The 18,244-nt window shown below is 69.9% G+C and carries 19 protein-coding genes; 10 read left to right on the top strand and 9 right to left on the bottom strand.

Features of this window, described 5'->3' with window-relative positions; translation table 11 throughout:
• Positions 1 to 39 precede the first annotated feature (39 nt).
• Positions 40 to 465, top strand: a complete 426-nt coding sequence (locus tag ITJ66_RS08285; RefSeq protein WP_194644345.1) for a hypothetical protein — start codon at positions 40 to 42, stop codon at positions 463 to 465.
• Positions 466 to 533: 68 nt separating this feature from the next.
• On the opposite strand, the gene ychF is transcribed toward ITJ66_RS08285, so the two are convergent.
• Positions 534 to 1,607 (bottom strand): redox-regulated ATPase YchF, encoded by a 1,074-nt coding sequence (ychF, locus tag ITJ66_RS08280; RefSeq protein WP_085510494.1) that lies wholly within the window; start codon positions 1,605 to 1,607, stop codon positions 534 to 536.
• Between the two features lie 132 nt (positions 1,608 to 1,739).
• Here ychF and ITJ66_RS08275 point away from each other — a divergent pair, with 132 nt between their 5' ends.
• Both ITJ66_RS08275 and rmuC read left to right on the top strand, forming a co-directional pair.
• Positions 1,740 to 2,321: an exonuclease domain-containing protein gene (locus ITJ66_RS08275; RefSeq protein ID WP_064296572.1), complete on the top strand. Its 582-nt coding sequence runs from the start codon at positions 1,740 to 1,742 to the stop codon at positions 2,319 to 2,321.
• 58 nt (positions 2,322 to 2,379) lie between these two features.
• Positions 2,380 to 3,759, top strand: a complete 1,380-nt coding sequence (gene rmuC / locus ITJ66_RS08270; RefSeq protein ID WP_191940769.1) for a DNA recombination protein RmuC — start codon at positions 2,380 to 2,382, stop codon at positions 3,757 to 3,759.
• A gap of 79 nt (positions 3,760 to 3,838) precedes the next feature.
• Here the strand turns inward: rmuC and glpX are convergent, their stop codons facing one another.
• Positions 3,839 to 4,837, bottom strand: a complete 999-nt coding sequence (glpX, locus tag ITJ66_RS08265; protein ID WP_064296437.1) for a class II fructose-bisphosphatase — start codon at positions 4,835 to 4,837, stop codon at positions 3,839 to 3,841.
• A gap of 50 nt (positions 4,838 to 4,887) precedes the next feature.
• Positions 4,888 to 5,883, bottom strand: a complete 996-nt coding sequence (locus tag ITJ66_RS08260) for a fructose-bisphosphatase class II (protein ID WP_194644344.1) — start codon at positions 5,881 to 5,883, stop codon at positions 4,888 to 4,890.
• A 76-nt stretch (positions 5,884 to 5,959) separates the two neighbouring features.
• On the opposite strand from ITJ66_RS08260, the gene fbaA reads away from it, so the two are divergent.
• Positions 5,960 to 6,985 (top strand): class II fructose-bisphosphate aldolase, encoded by a 1,026-nt coding sequence (fbaA, locus tag ITJ66_RS08255; RefSeq protein WP_085510491.1) that lies wholly within the window; start codon positions 5,960 to 5,962, stop codon positions 6,983 to 6,985.
• 62 nt (positions 6,986 to 7,047) lie between these two features.
• Here the strand turns inward: fbaA and ITJ66_RS08250 are convergent, their stop codons facing one another.
• Together ITJ66_RS08250 and ITJ66_RS08245 are read right to left on the bottom strand one after the other, a co-directional pair.
• Positions 7,048 to 7,644, bottom strand: a complete 597-nt coding sequence (locus tag ITJ66_RS08250) for a DUF6264 family protein (protein ID WP_194644343.1) — start codon at positions 7,642 to 7,644, stop codon at positions 7,048 to 7,050.
• Positions 7,641 to 8,672, bottom strand: coding sequence for a 4-hydroxy-3-methylbut-2-enyl diphosphate reductase (locus ITJ66_RS08245; protein ID WP_071261248.1), 1,032 nt, complete (start codon positions 8,670 to 8,672; stop codon positions 7,641 to 7,643). The genes ITJ66_RS08250 and ITJ66_RS08245 overlap by 4 nt, the downstream gene beginning before the upstream one ends.
• Before the next feature lie 134 nt (positions 8,673 to 8,806).
• On the opposite strand from ITJ66_RS08245, the gene xseA reads away from it, so the two are divergent.
• From xseA to ITJ66_RS08220, 5 genes are all read left to right on the top strand, one after another.
• Positions 8,807 to 10,066: an exodeoxyribonuclease VII large subunit gene (gene xseA, locus ITJ66_RS08240; protein WP_064296441.1), complete on the top strand. Its 1,260-nt coding sequence runs from the start codon at positions 8,807 to 8,809 to the stop codon at positions 10,064 to 10,066.
• A 9-nt stretch (positions 10,067 to 10,075) separates the two neighbouring features.
• Entirely contained in the window at positions 10,076 to 10,312 is a 237-nt protein-coding gene (locus ITJ66_RS08235; protein ID WP_064296575.1) for an exodeoxyribonuclease VII small subunit, read from the top strand.
• Positions 10,309 to 11,004 (top strand): DUF4245 domain-containing protein, encoded by a 696-nt coding sequence (locus ITJ66_RS08230; RefSeq protein ID WP_167620449.1) that lies wholly within the window; start codon positions 10,309 to 10,311, stop codon positions 11,002 to 11,004. Before ITJ66_RS08235 ends, ITJ66_RS08230 begins: the two co-directional genes overlap by 4 nt.
• A complete protein-coding gene (locus tag ITJ66_RS08225) occupies positions 11,001 to 11,642 on the top strand; it encodes a carbonic anhydrase (protein ID WP_064296442.1) in 642 nt (213 codons plus the stop codon). The genes ITJ66_RS08230 and ITJ66_RS08225 overlap by 4 nt, the downstream gene beginning before the upstream one ends.
• A 67-nt stretch (positions 11,643 to 11,709) precedes the next feature.
• Positions 11,710 to 13,113, top strand: coding sequence for an aspartate ammonia-lyase (locus tag ITJ66_RS08220; RefSeq protein WP_082455866.1), 1,404 nt, complete (start codon positions 11,710 to 11,712; stop codon positions 13,111 to 13,113).
• A 72-nt stretch (positions 13,114 to 13,185) separates the two neighbouring features.
• Here the strand turns inward: ITJ66_RS08220 and ITJ66_RS08215 are convergent, their stop codons facing one another.
• From ITJ66_RS08215 to ITJ66_RS08200, 4 genes are all read right to left on the bottom strand, one after another.
• Complete coding sequence (locus ITJ66_RS08215; RefSeq protein WP_194644342.1) at positions 13,186 to 13,767, bottom strand: A24 family peptidase; 582 nt, start codon at positions 13,765 to 13,767, stop codon at positions 13,186 to 13,188.
• 100 nt (positions 13,768 to 13,867) lie between these two features.
• Entirely contained in the window at positions 13,868 to 15,151 is a 1,284-nt protein-coding gene (locus ITJ66_RS08210) for a PhoH family protein (protein WP_370282231.1), read from the bottom strand.
• A gap of 344 nt (positions 15,152 to 15,495) precedes the next feature.
• Positions 15,496 to 16,662 (bottom strand): aminotransferase class V-fold PLP-dependent enzyme, encoded by a 1,167-nt coding sequence (locus ITJ66_RS08205; RefSeq protein ID WP_194644341.1) that lies wholly within the window; start codon positions 16,660 to 16,662, stop codon positions 15,496 to 15,498.
• Positions 16,659 to 17,441, bottom strand: a complete 783-nt coding sequence (locus tag ITJ66_RS08200; RefSeq protein WP_085510483.1) for an isoprenyl transferase — start codon at positions 17,439 to 17,441, stop codon at positions 16,659 to 16,661. Before ITJ66_RS08200 ends, ITJ66_RS08205 begins: the two co-directional genes overlap by 4 nt.
• Before the next feature lie 73 nt (positions 17,442 to 17,514).
• On the opposite strand from ITJ66_RS08200, the gene ITJ66_RS08195 reads away from it, so the two are divergent.
• Positions 17,515 to 18,231 carry a hemolysin III family protein gene (locus ITJ66_RS08195; RefSeq protein ID WP_194644340.1) on the top strand — a complete coding sequence of 239 codons (717 nt, stop codon included), beginning with the start codon at positions 17,515 to 17,517 and terminating at the stop codon, positions 18,229 to 18,231.
• The last annotated feature ends 13 nt before the right edge of the window (positions 18,232 to 18,244 follow it).

Genomic DNA, 18,244 nt, shown 5'->3' with positions numbered 1-18,244 from the left:
ACCACCGCTGGTGTCATTGGCAGATCCCTGGAGACGAACGTGACTGCGACCTACCCGATCCAAGCCGAGTTCGAAGCGGCACTCGGCACCGAACGCGCCGATCGTCTGCTGACCCAACTCGACAATTACACGAATCAGCCGAACGCTGTGAAGGGCGCTGCGAAGAGGCCGAGCGACCCGGAGGTTGAAGGGATCGCGCATGCGGCGTTTGCGGCGGCCACCCCCGAAGAAATCGACTTCGAACTCGATTCCATCGGCATGTGGGGCCTGCTGATGCTCGCCGCCCGAGCCGACGTCTCGATCCTCGACAGCCTTCCCGCATCGCGTGTCGACAATCCGAAGGTGTCCTCGATCAGGCGGGCGGCGGCGAAGTACCAGAAGGGTCTGGCTGACACCTCGGCGAAGACATCGGTTGTCGATCCCGCGGATGAGACCGGATCCGCGAGCGAGTCACCGCGTAGCTGACCACATTCGATAGACGAACAGCCGCACGCCGCTCCCCCACCCGAACGGACGGGCCGAACCGGGGTCGGCTACACGTTGAAGCGGAACTCCACGACGTCGCCGTCCTGCATGACGTAGTCCTTGCCCTCCATGCGGGCCTTGCCCTTGGAGCGCGCCTCGGCGACGGAGCCGGTCTCGACGAGGTCGTCGAACGAGATGACCTCGGCCTTGATGAAGCCCTTCTCGAAGTCCGTGTGGATGACGCCGGCCGCCTGGGGAGCCTTGGCGCCCTGCGGGATCGTCCACGCACGCGACTCCTTTGGACCCGCCGTGAGGTAGGTCTGCAGGCCGAGCGTCGCGAAGCCGATGCGTGCGAGCTGGTCGAGGCCGGACTCGGTCTGGCCGGTCGACTCGAGCATCTCGCGGGCGTCGTCCTCGTCGAGGTCGACGAGCTCCGACTCGAGCTTGGCGTCGAGGAAGACGGCCTTCGCCGGCGCCACGAGGGCGGCCAGCTCGTCGAGCTTCGCCTGGTCCTGGAGGACGTCCTCGTCGACGTTGAACACGTAGATGAACGGCTTGGCCGTGAGGAGACCGAGCTCCTTGATGGGCGCGAGGTCGATCTTCGTCGCCGAGAGCGGGGTTCCGGCGTTCAGCGCGTCCTGCGCCTCTTTCGCCGCCGTGAGGACGGAGGGGTCGAGCTTCTTGCCCTTGACCTCCTTCTCGAACCGGGTGATCGCCTTCTCGAGCGTCTCGAGGTCGGCGAGGATGAGCTCGGTGTTGATGGTCTCCATGTCGGAGGCCGGGTTCACGTCGCCGTCGACGTGCACGACGTCGGGGTCGGCGAAGCCGCGGACGACCTGCGCGATGGCGTCGGCCTCGCGGATGTTCGCGAGGAACTTGTTGCCGAGCCCCTCCCCCTCGCTCGCGCCCTTGACGATGCCGGCGATGTCGACGAAGGACACCGCGGCGGGCAGGATGCGCTCGCTGCCGAAGATCTCCGCGAGCTTGCCGAGCCGGGCGTCGGGCAGTTCGACCACGCCGACGTTCGGCTCGATCGTCGCGAATGGATAGTTCGCTGCGAGCACGTTGTTGCGCGTGAGCGCGTTGAACAGGGTGGACTTGCCGACGTTGGGCAGGCCGACGATGCCGAGAGTAAGAGCCACGAGGGTCTATCGTACTTGGCCGCGCGTCCCCGTGGGTCGCGCCTTCGCTCCGGGCACGGATCGGCACCGTCGATCGAGCGGCATGCGGCGTGCCACCCGAGCGGTGTCGGACGCTGGTGCGAGGGTGAGGACGTGCCACTGGATTTCACCGCCATCGACTTCGAGACCGCGAACTCGTCATCCGCCTCCGCCTGCAGCGTGGGCCTCGTCAGAGTGCGCGACGGCATCGTCGTCGACCGCGCGGGCTGGCTCATCCAGCCCCCTGCCGGACACGACGCGTTCCTCGAGTGGAACACCCGCATCCACGGGATCGTCGCGACCGACGTCCTCGGGGCGCCGGGTTGGGCGGACCAGCTCGACACCCTCCTCGACTTCGCCCAGGGTGACGCCCTCGTCGCCCACAACGCCGGCTTCGACATGGGCGTCATCCGCGGTGGCTGCGCCGCCACCGGCCTCGACTGCCCCGATCTCAGCTACCTGTGCAGCCTGAACGTCGCCCGCAAGACGTACCAGCTCGACTCCTACCGACTTCCCGTGGCGGCTCTCGCCGCCGGATTCGATGACTTCCAGCACCACGACGCCACCGGCGACGCCGAGGCCTCCGCGCACATCATCATCCACGCCGCCGCCCGTCACGGCGCCTCCTCGATCGCCGAACTCGCGCAGCTCACGAGCGTCAAGATCGGCCGGATCGGGACGGCCGTCGCCGCCTGAGCCCGCGGTCGCCGCGCGGCCTCCGACCGATGTCGGCGGCCCGCGACACACTGAGGGCATGGACAGCGCACTCGCCCTCGGGATCGGCCTCCTCATCGGACTCGTCATCGGCGCAGCCGTGGCGGTCCTCCTGCTGCAGCGGCGCACCGGCGCGGGTTCGGTCGACCCGGCGCTGCTCGAGGCCAGGCACACCGCCCAGCTCGCCGACCTCCGCGGCCAGCAGGCGCAACTCCTCGCCGATGCGTCCGCCCGCGAGGCGGAACTCCGGGCCGCGCTGCGCGCCGAACTCGCAGCGCTCGATGCCACGGCCGACGGGCTCGGACGCGAGCTGAACGCCCAGCGCGAGCAGTACCGCGAGCTCGCCGAGCGCCACCGCGCCGACGCCGAACGACGATCGCGACAAGAACACGAGGAGAGCCAGGTCCTGCAGGCACTCGCGCCCGTCCAGCACAGCCTCGAGCACATGCAGGCGAAGGTCGCGGAACTCGAGCAGCAGCGCAGCCGTCAGCACGGCGAGCTCGCCCAGCAGCTGAAGACGGCTTCGGAGTCCGAGGAACGCCTGCGGTCCACGACGGAGTCGCTCGCCTCGGCGCTCCGGAACAACGCCACCCGTGGCGTCTGGGGCGAGACCCAGCTCCGCAACGTCGTGGAAGCCGCGGGTCTCACGCAGCGCGTCGACTTCGACCTGCAGTCGAGCATCACGTCCGACAACGGCATCGGCCGGCCCGACATGGTCGTGCGACTCCCCGGCGGCAAGTCGATCGCGGTCGATGCGAAGGTGCCGTTCGCGCAGTACCTCGAAGCCAGCACCATCCCCGTCACCGCGACGGGCGAGGAGGCCGCACGACGCACCGCCCTCCTCGCGCAGCACGTGAAGGCCGTGCGGTCGCACGTCGACGCCCTCGCCGCGAAGGGGTACTGGCGCGGCCTCGAGTCGAGCCCGGAGTTCGTCATCTGCTTCATCCCGAGCGAGTCGCTCCTCGCCGCAGCACTCGAGGCCGATGCGAGCCTGCTCGACTACGCCTTCGGCAAACGGGTCGCCCTCGCCTCCCCCGTCAACCTGTGGGCCGTCCTCAAGACGGTCGCGTTCACCTGGCAGCAGGACGTCCTCACCGAGGACGCGAAGCGGTTGTTCGATCTCGGCAAGGAGCTCTACCAGCGGCTCTCGACGCTGTCGGACCACGCCGACCGCCTGCGCCGGTCCATCGAGAGCACGGTCACCAACTACAACCAGTTCGCCTCGTCGTTCGAGACCCGCGTGCTCGTCACGGCGCGCAAGCTCGACGCCCTCGACGAGGCGACGGTCATCGGTCAGGTGAGCCAGAGCGACGCCTCACCGAAGCGCCTCACCGCACCGGAGGCGCAGCCCTCGCCGGAGCCGTCCGATGCCGAGCCGAGCGAGCTCGAGGCCCGGCTCGCGCACCGGCTCCAGGACTGACCGGTACGAGCACCGCACGACGAAGCGCCCGGCACCACCGCGAGGTGGAACCGGGCGCTTCGCTCTGCTGGAGGAGCGGCTACAGCCACTTCGCAGCGAGGTGGTCCGCCTCGACGCGACGGATGGTGCCGGACCGCGACCGCAGCACGAGGCTCTCGGTGCGGATGATCGGACCCTTGCGCTGCACACCGTCGACGAGTTCGCCGTGGGTGACGCCCGTCGCGACGAAGTACGTGTTGTCGCCACGGACGAGGTCGTTCGCGCCGAGGACGCGGTCGAGGTCGTGACCGGCCGCAAGAGCACGCTCGCGCTCGGCGTCGTCCTTCGGCATGAGCTTGCCCTGGATGAGCCCGCCGAGCGCCTTCACCGCACACGCGGTGATGATGCCCTCGGGCGTGCCACCGATGCCGACGCACATGTCGATCCGCGAGTCGTAGCGCGCGGCGTTGATGCCACCCGCGACGTCGCCGTCGAGCAGCAACCGCGTCCCGGCACCGGCCGCGCGGATCTCCTCGATGAGCTGCGCGTGGCGCGGTCGGTCGAGGACGGCGACGCGGATGTCCTCGGGCTGCTTGCCCTTGGCCTTCGCGAGCTCGCGGATGTTGTCGCCGATGGACTGGCTGATGTCGACGACACCGATGCCGTCGGCGCCGGTGACGATCTTGTCCATGTAGAACACCGCGGACGGGTCGAACATGCTTCCGCGGTCGGAGACGGCGATGACGGAGAGGGCGTTCTGGCGGCCGGCGGCGGTGAGGCTCGTGCCGTCGATCGGGTCGACGGCGATGTCGCAGGACGGGCCGCGGCCGTTGCCGACGTGCTCGCCGTTGAACAGCATGGGCGCTTCATCCTTCTCGCCCTCGCCGATGACGACCACGCCGTCGAAGTTGACGGTGCCGAGGAAGGCGCGCATCGCGTCGACCGCCGCACCGTCGGCGGCGTTCTTGTCGCCTCGCCCGATGAACGGCGCCGCCCGGATCGCGGCGGCCTCCGTCGCTCTCACGAGCTCCATGGCGAGGTTGCGGTCGGGCTGCAGATAGTGGGAGCCGGTTTCAGGCTGGGTCACTGGATCCTCCATGGATCGCTCGCCTCGTGGGACACGACGCTTCGGTGGATGAGGGTTTCAGCCTATCGAACCGGGCTGGGAAGGCCGGTGGGTGCGTCTCGATCGAGGCGCTTCCGTGACCTCGTCAGCGGGCTCCCGGGACCGACGACGACGGACTCGACGATGGCTGAACCGTCGTCCTCCAGACGCACCCCGGCGAGCTCGTGCCCAGCAGCGAGCGCGGTCGACGTGACGGCGCTGAGCAGCAGCCAGGCGTCATCGCGGCAGAGTTCGTCGAGCGGGACCTCGCGATCGAGATCGGTCCCCGCTTCGACGAGCCGCGCACGTTCCTCCGGCGACTGCGGTGCGAAGCGCGCCGTCATCCAACCGCCGAGGGCCCGGACCGCGGCAGCCGTGAGGATGCCCTCCGGGGCTCCGCCCACACCGAGCAGCAGATCGAGGTCGCCGTCGGCGGCCGCGGCCCGCAGTGACAGGGCGACGTCGCCGTCCATGAAGCTCACGAGCTCGGCACCGGCGGCGGTCACGGCCTGGGCGGTCGCCGCGTTCCGAGGACGTTCCTGGACCGCGACCCGCAGCTGCTCGACCGGCCGCCCCAGCCGGGCCGCCAGCCGGTCGAGGGTCACCGCGATCGGGTCGGCCAGCGACAACTCGCGTCCCCCGCCGGCGGCGACGAGCTTCTCGAGGTAGTACGCCGGGCCGATGTCGAACATCGCACCGCGCGGGGCGATGGCGATCACGGCGACGGAATCCGGCTTGCCCGTGGCCGCGAGCTTCGTGCCGTCCACGGGGTCGACGGCGAGGTCGATCGCCGGCCCAGCACCCGTGCCGAAACGCTCCCCGACGAACAGCATGGGCGCCTGGTCCTTCTCGCCCTCCCCCACGACGACGCGCCCGTCGACCGGGAGCGATTCGAGCGCCCGGCGGAGCGCATCGACGGCGACCCCATCGATGCGCATGCCGTCTCCACCTCCGACGAGACCCGCGACGGCGGCAGCCGCGGCCCTCGTGGCGTCGAGGAAGCCGTCGAGGAGGTCGGTGTCCGGAGTGCGCTCGATCATGTCCCCATCGTGCCGTATGCCTCGGAGCCCGAGTCACTAGACTTCAAGGCGAATCGTCCCCACGCAAGGAGAAGACATGCCCGTCGCCACCCCGGAACAGTACGCAGCGATGCTCGACAAGGCGAAGTCGAACGGGTTCGCGTACCCGGCGTTCAACGTCTCGAGCAGCCAGACCATCAACTCCGTCCTCCAGGGCCTCACCGAGGCCGGTTCCGACGGCATCATCCAGGTCACCACGGGCGGCGCCGACTACTTCGCCGGCCACACCGTGAAGAACCGTGCCGCCGGCGCGATCGCCTTCGCGAAGTTCGCGACCGAGGTCGCCAAGAACTACCCGGTCACCGTCGCGCTCCACACCGACCACTGCCCGAAGGACGCGCTCGACGGCTTCGTCATGCCGCTCATCGCCGCCTCCGAGGAAGAGGTGAAGGCCGGTCGCAACCCGATCTTCCAGTCCCACATGTGGGACGGCTCGGCGGTCCCGCTCACGGAGAACCTCGAGATCGCGACCGAGATGCTCAAGCGCACCAAGGCCATCAACGCGATCCTCGAGGTCGAGATCGGCGTCGTCGGCGGCGAAGAGGACGGCGTCAGCCACGACATCAACGAGCACCTGTACACGACGCTCGACGACGCCATCGCGACCGTCGAGGCGCTCGGCCTCGGCGAGCAGGGTCGCTACATGGCCGCCCTCACCTTCGGCAACGTGCACGGGGTCTACAAGCCCGGCAACGTCAAGCTCCAGCCCGAGCTGTTGAAGACCATCCAGGACGGCCTCACCGCCAAGTACGGCCACGGCCCCAAGCCGCTCGACCTCGTCTTCCACGGCGGGTCCGGTTCCACCGACGCCGAGATCGCCGAGGCCGTCGCGAACGGTGTCGTCAAGATGAACATCGACACCGACACGCAGTACGCGTTCACGCGCTCGATCGCCGGCTACATGCTGTCGAACTACGAGGGCGTGCTGAAGCTCGACGGCGAGGTCGGCAACAAGAAGGTCTACGACCCCCGCGCCTGGGGCAAGGTCGCCGAGTCGGCGATGGCCGCTCGCGTCCTGGAGTCGACGAAGCAGCTCGGCTCGTACGGCACCAGCACCTCCTAGTCACCTGCACCAACAGAACGGGCCCGGCATCGCTGCCGGGCCCGTTCTTCGTGTGTGGACGACTACGGCTGCTGCGAGCGGACGTACTCCATGAACGCCGGGTCGGCGCCCATGGCCACGGCGAGACAGATCACCACGACCAGGTTCGCCGCGACACCGGCGACGAGCGGGATCCAGAAGGTCAGTCGACCCGCGCGGAGCGACCGGCTCGACAGTATGATGGCGCCCACCCACAGGGCGATCTGGAGACCGAGCGCCAGGATGCCCATGGCGCTCGCGAGACCGTCCGAGGAGTACCCCGAGACACCCATCTGCACGAGTGCGGGGCGGATCAGGCCGGGGAGGTCGAGCAGGCCCGGCATGGTCACGATCAGGCCGACGAGGCCGAGTCCGAGCAGGATCGACGTCGCAATGCGGTCTCCGGCGACGGGTCGTCTGGCGGCCACGGTCGGAGCGCCCGGCTGCACCACCCCAGGCTCTCGCGTCTGCTCGCGGAGGGTCGGCTCCTGCTGCTGCCGCGGTTGCCGGTCGACGGGGACGACAGGCGCGATGCCGAGCTCCTCCGCCCGCTGCTCGTCGATGGGCTCGGCGATCCGGGCACGCTGCTCCTCGGGGGACGCGTACTCACCGAACTGCGGACGGGGGCGGGATTCGCTCATGGTCGACGCCCTCCCAGGGCGCGCGGATCGGTCGTGCCGGCAAGGTCTTTGCGCAGCTCCTTCGGCAGGGAGAACATGAGGTCCTCCTCGGCCGTCTTGACTTCCTGCACCGCGCCGTAGCCGGCTCCAGAGAGTTCTTCGAGGACCTCGTCGACGAGGACCTCCGGCACGGAGGCGCCGCTGGTGACACCGACCGTGACGACGCCGTCGAGCCAGGCCTGCTGGATCTCGTGCGCGTAGTCGACGCGGTACGCGGCCTTCGCGCCGTATTCGAGCGCGACCTCCACGAGGCGCACCGAGTTCGAGGAGTTCGCCGACCCGACCACGATCACGAGGTCTGCGTCCTGGGCCACCTTCTTGATGGCGACCTGACGGTTCTGGGTCGCGTAGCAGATGTCGTCGCTCGGCGGATCCTGGAGCTTCGGGAACCGCTCGCGCAGGCGGCGGACCGTCTCCATGGTCTCGTCCACCGACAGCGTGGTCTGCGAGAGCCACACGACCTTGTCGGGATCGGCGACGACGAGGTCGTCGACGGCTTCCGGGCTCGTCACGAGCGTGACGTGGTCGGGCGCTTCACCGGCCGTCCCCTCGACCTCCTCGTGCCCCTCGTGTCCGATGAGCAGGATCTCGTAGTCGTCGCGGGCGAAGCGGACGGCCTCGCGGTGGACCTTGGTGACGAGCGGGCAGGTGGCGTCGATCGCGAGCAGCCCGCGGTCGGCGGCGGCATCGACCACGGCTGGCGAGACGCCATGCGCACTGAAGACGATGTGCGCGCCGGACGGCACCTCGTCGACCTCCTCCACGAACACCGCGCCCTGGGCCTCGAGCTGGTCGACGACGTGCACGTTGTGGACGATCTGCTTCCGGACGTACACCGGCGCGCCATAGTGCTCGAGCGCCTTCTCGACGGCGACGACCGCACGGTCCACGCCGGCGCAGTAACCACGAGGGGCGGCGAGCAGGACGCGCTTCTCGCCGGCGACGGGGAGGTCAGCGAGGCGTCCGGCGATGCGTCGGAGCCTCGGCATGCCGAGGCCGATGGCTGGGGCGTCGCGGAGATCGGTCACGTGTGGATTCTACGCGGCAGCGCTCGGGAGTCGGCCGTGAACGCCCGGGTGGTCCGCGACCCCGCGCCGTCGGTGCTCGCGGCTAGGCTTGAGGGATGAGCGATGCACCGGCCACCATGGAAGCCCCCTGGCCGGTCGCGCTCCTCGGCACGAAGCTCCGCGACTACATCGACCGCCTCGGCACGGTCTGGGTCGAGGGCGAGATCACGCAATGGGGCGCCTCGGGCGGCAACGTCTACGGCAAGCTCAAAGACCTCGAGATCGATGCGACGGTCGGCTTCACCATCTGGTCGTCCGTCCGAGCGAAGATCCCCGCCGACCTCAAGCAGGGCGACCACGTGGTCGCGTTGGTCAAGCCGAACTACTGGCTCAAGGGCGGCACGCTCACCATGCAGGTCATGGCGATGAAGCACGTCGGCATCGGCGACCTCCTCGAGCGACTCGAACGGCTCCGTCGGCAGCTCGCCGAGGAGGGGCTCTTCGACGCGTCGCGCAAGCGGCCGCTCCCGTTCCTCCCGCAGTGCATCGGGCTGGTCACCGGCAAGGACTCCGACGCCGAGAAGGACGTCCTGCGCAACGCGGAGCTGCGCTGGCCGTCGGTCCGGTTCCGCGTCGTCCACGCCGCCGTCCAGGGCGACCGCACCCCCGGCGACGTCGTGAGCGCCTTGCAGACGCTCGACGCCGACCCCGAGGTCGACGTCATCATCGTCGCGCGTGGCGGCGGCGACTTCCAGAACCTCCTCGGGTTCAGCGACGAACGCGTGGTCAGAGCCGCGGCCGCCTGCACCACGCCCCTCGTGAGCGCCATCGGCCACGAGGCGGACCGCCCACTGCTCGACGACGTCGCCGACCTCCGCGCCTCCACACCGACCGATGCCGCCAAGCGGGTCGTCCCCGACGTCGCGGAGGAGTTCGCTCGCGTGCAGCAGGCCCGCGTCCGGTTGTCCTCCCGGGTGACCTCCTTGCTCGGTCACGAGATCGACCGACTCGCGACCCTCCGCACCCGTCCTGCGCTCGCCGACCCGTCCTGGATCGTCGACTCGCGGGCGGACGAGCTGACCCGCACGGTCGCGAGGGGTGCCGAGCTCATCGACCGCGCCGTCGAGCGCTCCCAGCGCGAGGTGACGGAACTGCGCGCGCACCTCCGCGCCCTGTCGCCGCAGCGCACGCTCGACCGCGGCTACGCCATCGTCCAGCGAGCGGACCCGGAGGCCGGCGTCCCGGGTGGCGCGGTCATCCGTGCGGAGGGCGACGCCCCCGCCGGGACGGAGCTCCTGGTCACCCTCGCCTCCGGCGCGATCGGCGCCTCCAGTACCGGCCCGGCCACGGCTGCCGCCCGGACCGACGACGAATAGGATAGAAGCATGCCAACCCCCTCCGATGTCCAGGAGCTCAGCTATGAGCAGGCACGCGACGAGCTCGTGCGTGTCGTGTCCGAGCTGGAGCAGGGCTCGGCGTCGCTCGAGGACTCCCTCCGGCTCTGGGAGCGCGGCGAACAGCTCGCCCAGCGCTGCGAGGAGTGGCTGATCGGCGCGAAGGCACGGCTGGACGCGGCTCGCGCCGCCCAGCTCGGATCCGGCACTCCGGACGCATCGCGGTGAAGGACACCAAGCCGCCGCGCGTCGTTGCCGAGCTCGGCCGCCCCGAGACGCCGCAGGAGACCGCAGACCGCAAGGCGGAGAACTCCCGCCTCTACCGCTCGCGCAAGACCGTCAACAACCTCGTCCTGTCGCTCCTGGCCACGGTCGGCCTCGTGGTCGTGATCGTGCTCGCCGTGCCCCGAGGTGAGGCCCCGGAACGCCCGACCGTCGACTACGCGCAGCTCGCCGGCCAGGCGCAGCCCGACCTCCCCGTCCCGCTCCTCACCCCCGAGCTCGGCGACGACTGGGGCAGCAACTACGCCGACGTCCGCACCGCAGCCTCACCGGTCGCCGGCACACCCGACATCCGCTCCTGGAACGTCGGACTCATCTCCCCCGACGACGAGTTCGTCGGCCTCGTCCAAGGCGTGGACGCCAACGACACCTGGCTCCTCGCCGAGCTCGACGAAGCCCGGCCCACCGGAACCGTCACCATCGACGGCGTCGAGTGGGTCGAATACGCGAACGGCAGCGGCTCCGACGACGGTAACGTCGCGTACGCCCTGTCGACCGTCGCCGGTCGGAGCACGATCGCCGTGTTCGGCACGGCGAAGCCCGAGTACGTCCTCGATGTCGCACGCTCCGTGCGCACCGGGGTCACCGCCAACCTCGACGCCCCGTCGGGCGCCCCTGCAGAAACGGACTCAGAATGACCCAGAAGCGCCCCGGTGCCGTCTGGCGCGAGATGCAGCGCGGCAACGCGCGGTTCGTCGCCGGTCAGCCCGCCCACCCCCGCCAGGACGTCGAACGCCGCGCCACGCTCGCGCACTCCCAGGCCCCGGAGGCGGTCATCTTCGGCTGCTCCGACTCCCGCCTCGCGGCCGAGATCATCTTCGACAAGGGACTCGGCGACCTCTTCGTCGTCCGCAACGCCGGCCAGATCGTCTCCGACTCGGTGCTCGGCACCCTGGAGTACGCCGTCGGCGTCCTGCAGGTCCCGCTCATCCTCGTGCTCGCGCACGACGAGTGCGGCGCCGTCCGCGCGGCCATCGACTCGCAGATCGAGGACGCAACGCCGCTCCCCCCGTACATCGACCAGCTGATCCAGCAGATCGTCCCCGCCGTGAGTGCGGTCGCCGGCCCTGCACCGATCGACGCAGCCTCCGTCGACACCTCCGAGGTCGGACGACGCCACCTCCGCCGCACCGTCATGGAGGTCGTCTCGCGCTCCGAGCTCATCAGCGACGCCGTGGCGGCCGGGACGGTCGCCATCATCGGCGCGAACTACAAGCTCCTCGAGGGCACCGCCGTCGCCGACATCGTGATCGGCGACGTCACCGTCCCCGAATGACCTCCACTCCGCTCACCGACCGGTCGAGCGCAGCACCACCGCAATCGCACGAAGGAGAACGAACAGCGTGGTAGACACCTCAGCAACCGAGTACCGCATCGAACACGACACCATGGGCGAGGTGCGGGTCCCCGCCAACGCGCTCTACGGTGCGCAGACGCAGCGGGCCGTCGAGAACTTCCCGATCTCGGGCAGCGGGCTCGAGTCGGCGCAGATCGCCTCGCTGGCCCGGATCAAGAAGTCCGCGGCACTCGCGAACGCCAAGCTCGGCGTCCTCGACCAGGGTGTCGCCGACGCGATCGCCGCTGCAGCCGACGAGGTCATCACCGGCGCGCACGACGCGCAGTTCCCGGTCGACACCTACCAGACCGGCAGCGGCACCTCGTCGAACATGAACATGAACGAGGTCCTGGCGACGCTCGCGAGCGCGCGCCTCGGCAGCCCGGTGCACCCCAACGACCACGTCAACGCCTCGCAGTCCTCCAACGACGTCTTCCCGACCTCGGTGCACATCGCGGTCACGAGCGCCCTCATCGACGACCTCATCCCGGCCCTCGACCACCTGGCCGTGTCGCTCGAGCGCAAGGCCGAGCTGTGGAAGACCGCGGTGAAGCCGGGCCGGACGCACCTCATGGACGCCACGCCGGTCACCCTCGGCCAGGAGTTCGGTGGCTACGCCCGCCAGATGCGTCTCGGCATCGAGCGCGTGCGCACGGCGCTCCCCCGCGTCGCGGAGGTCCCGCTCGGCGGAACCGCGACGGGCACCGGCATCAACACGCCGAAGGGCTTCCCCCAGCTCGTCATCGAGCTGCTCGCGCAGGAGACCGAGCTGCCCATCACCGAGGCCCAGGACCACTTCGAGGCCCAGGGCGCTCGCGACGGACTCGTCGACGCCTCGGGAGCCCTCCGGGTCATCGCGGTGAGCCTCACGAAGATCTGCAACGACCTCCGCTGGATGGGCTCGGGCCCGAACACCGGTCTCGGCGAGCTGCACATCCCCGACCTCCAACCGGGATCCTCGATCATGCCCGGCAAGGTGAACCCCGTGATCCCGGAGGCCGTCCTGATGGTCGGCGCCCGGGTCATCGGCAACGACGCGACCATCGCCTGGGCCGGCGCCTCGGGCTCCTTCGAGCTCAACGTGGCGATCCCGGTCATGGGCACGGCGCTCCTCGAGAGCATCCGTCTCCTGTCGAACGCGACCCGGGTCCTCGCCGACAAGACCGTCGACGGCCTCGAGGCCAACCTCGACCGCGCCGCGGCACTCGCCGGCTCCTCGCCCTCGATCGTCACCCCGCTGAACAAGATCATCGGCTATGAGTCGGCGGCGAAGATCGCCAAGCACTCCGTCGCCAAGGGCCTCACCGTCCGCGAGGCCGTCGTCGACCTCGGGTTCGTCGAACGCGGCGAGATCACGGAGGAGCAGCTCGACACGGCGCTCGACGTCCTCTCGATGACGCACCCCGGCTGAGTCGACCCGCTCGTCGAACGACCGGACGGCCCCGGAACCCACGCGGTTCCGGGGCCGTCTCCGTCCGTGTGGTCACGCTGTGGCGGCGATGGCGCTCCAGCAGCCGAGGAGCAGGAACGGGCCGAACGGGATGCGCGTGCGCCAACCGGCGGAGCCACCACGGAAGCGTGCGAGAAGCACGACGACCACACCCGCGAGGCCGGCCGAGGAGACCGACACCACCGCGAAGAGCAGTACCGCGGACGTCCCGAAGCAGCCGACCGCGAGGCCGAGCATCGCGCCCAGCTTCACGTCCCCCATGCCCAGCCCGCCGAAGAGGGCGCACACGTACAGGACGGCGCCGACCGCGAACCCCATCAGGAGCGGTTCGAGCGGGGCCACCTGACGCACTGCGGCATCGACCGCGGTGACCGGCACCGCGATGGCGAGCGCCGGCAGCACGAGACGGTTCGGGAGCCGCCGCTCCGCGACGTCGATGCGCACGAGCGGCGGCGTGATGCAGGCGAGCCATACGAGCACGATGCCGACCGGACGCGGGTCGGGGCCGAGCCGGGCCACGGTGACCCCTACGAGCAGCAGCGTCGAGCCGGCCATCGCCGCGGTGGCGATACGCGGGCGCAGCTGCCTGCCGGTGGAGGTCGGTCGCGAGGGCATCCCGTCAGGATAGGAGGATCCTCGTGCCGGCCTGCGGCGTTCTCCACAGGCGGCCGGAGCCGGCGGAGCGAGCCTCGCGAGCCCGCTCCGCCGACGGCCGCTAGGCCAGTTCGTTCCCTTCGAGCATCTCGGTCACGAGTGCCGCGATGGCCGAGCGCTCCGAGCGCGTCAGCGTGACGTGCGCGAACAGCGGGTGCCCCTTGAGCGTCTCGATCACCGAGGCGACGCCGTCGTGTCGGCCGACGCGCAGGTTGTCGCGCTGGGCGACGTCGTGCGTGAGGACGACCCGCGAGTTCTGCCCGATCCGGCTGAGGACCGTGAGGAGGACGTTGCGCTCGAGCGACTGAGCCTCATCGACGATCACGAAGGCGTCGTGGAGCGACCGGCCGCGGATGTGCGTCAACGGGAGCACCTCGAGGATCCCCCGCTCCACCACCTCGTCGAGCACGTTCTGCGAGACGACCGCGCCGAGCGTGTCGAAGATCGCCTGTCCCCAGGGGTTCATCTTCTCGCCCTGGTCGCCGGGCAGGTACCCGAGCTCCTGACCGCCGACCGCGTACAGCGGGCGGAACACCATGATCTTCTTGTGCGCTTGTCGCTCGAGGACGGCCTCCAGACCCGCGCAGAGGGCGAGCGCGGACTTCCCCGTCCCTGCTCGACCTCCTAGCGAGAGGATCCCGATCTCGGGGTCGAGCAAGAGATCGATCGCGAGCCGCTGCTCGGCCGAGCGTCCGTGCAGACCGAAGACGTCGCGGTCGCCGCGGACGAGCTTGTAGCTGCGCTTGCCCGTGACCCGCCCGAGTGCGGATCCCCGGTCCGAGTGGATCACGAGGCCCGTGTTGATCGGCAGGTCCTCGATGATCGGCGTCGTCCCCTCCTCGCGCTCCCACAGCGTGCTCATGTCCTCGGAGCCGAGGGTGATCTCGGACATGCCCGTCCAGCCGGAGTCGACCGCGAGTTCCGCCCGGTACTCCTCGGCCTGCAGACCGATGGACGCCGCCTTGACACGCAGCGGCAGGTCCTTGGACACGACTGTGACCGTCAGGCCGTCGTTCGCCAGGTTCAGCGCGACCGCCAGGATGCGCGAGTCGTTGTCGCCGAGCTGGAGGCCGGACGGCAGCGAGGCCATGCTCGAGTGGTTGAGTTCGACCCGCAGGGATCCGCCGTCACCGACGGGGATCGGGAAGTCGAGGCGTTCGTGCTCGATGCGGAGCTCGTCGAGGATGCGGAGTGCCTGACGTGCGAAGTAGCCGATCTCGGGGTCGTTGCGCTTGCCCTCGAGCTCACTGATGACGACGACCGGGATGACGACGGCGTGCTCCGCGAACCGGAAGAGCGCCTTGGGGTCCGACAGCAGCACGGAGGTGTCGAGCACGTAGGTGATCTCGGCCTGCGCCTGATCTCCCCCGCTCGCCGTGTGGTCGGCGGGTCGCCGGCTCCGTCTCGTCGACGCGTCCCGCGTCTCGGTCCCGGCTGACGTGTTCTGGATTTCTCGCGAGGCCACAACCACTCCCACCCCGAGCATCTGATGCTCGGATCACTGTGCGAAACGGCCGCCTGCAGGGTTTCGAGCCGAACTTGTGTGGCCGTCTCGACCGGGCTCCATGCCCGATGAGATGAACGTACGTCCGGCCGCCGACATCGACGCGACGACACGCCCCGTGTCCTGTTACGGGGAGGTGAACAGATGGGGGCCGTCTCCTGGCCCGCCGGTGGTCGGACGGCGGCTCAGTAGTTCGCGGCCGTCGCGAACGACAGCAGCGCACCGCGCAGCTGGTCCAGCGTCTGCCGGCTGGTACCGGCGTGCACGCTGAGCCGCACGGCCCCGGCGCGGATGGTCGCGGTGACGCCGTGGTTCTCGAGCGAGGTCCACAGTGTGTCGAGGACGGACTCCTCCGGCTCCAGGACGACGATGCCCGCGCGTTCGTGCTCGTCTCGCGAGGAGACCACCGCGACGCCGAACTCGTCCGCGAGCTCGATCACCTCGGCCGTGAGCTCGGCGATCGCGGCGTGGACCGTCGCGGTGCCGACGGCGACCGTGTCCTCCAAGGACGCCGCGAACCGTGCCGCCGCGAGCGGGTCGGGCCTGGTGATCGAGTACGCGCGCGCCGATCGGCTCGGTGCCGGAGTAGCGCTGAACGGCCAGGCCTCGTCGGTGCCGGTCACGCCGGAGAAGACCGGCTCGAGTCGCTCGACGGCGCGGTCGCTCAGGGCGAGGAATCCGGTGCCCCAGCCCGCCCGCATCCACTTCTGCCCGCCCGAGGCGACCACGTCGGCGACGGCGTAGGGGGCGTCGACCACACCGAAGCCCTGGATGGCGTCGATGATCAGGAGGCGGTCGCCGATCGCCTCACGGACGGCTTCGAGGTCGCAGACGTATCCGGTGCGGTAGTCGACGAGGCTCACGGCCACGGCGGTGACGGTGTCGTCCAGCTGCTCGCGCACACTCTCGGCCGTCACGTGTCCGCGTCGCGTCTCGAGCCATCTCGGCGTGAGCAGGTGCCGGTGCTCGGCGGCCCGCTCCGCGGCGAGCGGCAGCGTGGGGTATTCCAGGCGGGAGAGCAGGACCGTGCCGCTCAGGCCGAACACCGCGTGCATCAGGCCCTGCGAGGTGTTGGGCTGGGCGACGACCTGGTCGGCGCGGAACCCGGTGAGCGTCCCGACGGCGGTCCGCATCCGTTCGTCCTGCCCGTCGACCTCGCCGAGCGTGCCGGGGGTCGCGCTCGCGAGCACGTCGTTCCAGCGGGCGGCCTCGAGGACGACGGACGCGGCCAACGGACCGACACTGCCGTAGTTGAGATAGCCGTCGACCTCACCGAATCCCGCTTGGAACGTCTCCAACCGGGACGCCGTCTCCGGCTCGTCCGGCTCCGAGGCGGGCGTGGACCGGCTCATCCGCCGAACCGCCGCTGTCTCCTGGAGAAGTCGCGGAGGGCGCGGAGGAAGTCGACCTCGCGGAGGTCGGGCCCGAGCGCTTCGACGAAGTAGAACTCGCTGTGGGCGCTCTGCCAGAGCATGAAGTCGCTCATCCGCTGTTCGCCGCTGGTGCGGATGACGAGGTCGGGGTCGGGCTGGCCTCCCGTGTAGAGGTGCTCACCGATGAGGTCGGGGGTGAGCAGCGCTGCGAGGTCTTCCAGGCTCCGACCCTCGAGGTGGTGCTTGGCGACGATCGCGCGCATCGCGTCCACGATCTCGGTGCGGCCGCCGTAGCCGACCGCGAGGTTGATGTGCATGCCGGAACGGTCGGCCGTGCGCTCCTCCGCGCTCGTCAACGCCGTGCGCAACGACTCCGGGAGCCCATCGCTCGAACCGACGTGCTTGACGCGCCAGTCACGGTAGTGCGACAGCCCCTCGGCGAGGTCGGCGATGATGTCGACGAGGTCGTCCAGCTCGTCCGGTGCGCGGTTCACCAGGTTGTCGCTCGACAGCAGGTACAGGGTGACGACGCCGATGCCGAGGTCGTCGCACCAGGTCAGGAACTCGCGCATCTTCGCCGCACCGGCCCGGTGTCCGTGCGCCGCGGTGTCGTACCCGAGCTGCTTGGCCCACCGCCGGTTGCCGTCGATGATCATCGCGACATGGTGCGGCAGCGTCTGCGGAGTGAGCGCCTTCCGGAGGCGGCGTGCGTAGACGCCGTACAGGAAGCCGTCCACCGGTGCGGAATGCCTCGTCATCACCCTGCAACGCTAGTGCAGTTTCCTGCATCGCTCCCAGTACGCGTTCCGTGCCACCCCGTATCCTGGACCCATGACGAGTGGAGACCCCGAGCTGCCGAAGCTGCCGTTGCTCGAGGTCGCCGCCGACGATGCCGCCGCACCGGAGGAGGTCAAACCGACCTGGCGCGGATGGCTGCACGCCGGGATCTTCCCCATCTCGATCGTCGCCGGGATCGTCCTCGTCGTGCTCGCACAGGGTGCGGCAGCGAAGTGGAGTTCGACGGTGTTCGTGCTCACCTCGATGCTGCTCTTCGGGAACTCGGCGCTGTACCACCGGTTCTCCTGGCGCCCCTCGGTCAAGCTCCTCCTCAAGCGGATCGACCACGCCAACATCTTCCTGTTGATCGCCGGCACCTACACGCCGCTCGCCGTGCTCGCGCTACCACCGGCGCAGGGCAACCTCCTGCTCGTGCTCGTCTGGGGCGGCGCGCTCCTCGGCATCGGTTTCCGCGTGTTCTGGATCAACGCCCCGCGGTGGCTCTACGTCCCGCTCTACCTGGCGCTCGGGTGGGGTGCGGTCGCGTACCTCGGCGACATCGCCCGCGGCAACTTCGCCACGATGGTGCTCGTCGCCGCCGGTGGCCTGTTCTACACGGTCGGCGCGGTCATGTACGCCATGAAGCGACCGAACCCCTGGCCGGGGCGGTTCGGGTTCCACGAGCTGTTCCACCTGTGCACGGTGCTCGCGTTCCTCTGCCACTGGTTCGGGATCCTGCTGATCGCGATCGACCCGGTCTACAACCGCTGACGGCCCGCGACCC

It is taken from the genome of Plantibacter sp. VKM Ac-2885, from assembly GCF_015351205.1.
GTDB classification, from domain to species: Bacteria; Actinomycetota; Actinomycetes; order Actinomycetales; family Microbacteriaceae; genus Plantibacter; species Plantibacter auratus.
Note: the sequence above shows the minus strand (reverse complement) of the source record. Positions and strands in the feature narration are given on the sequence as shown.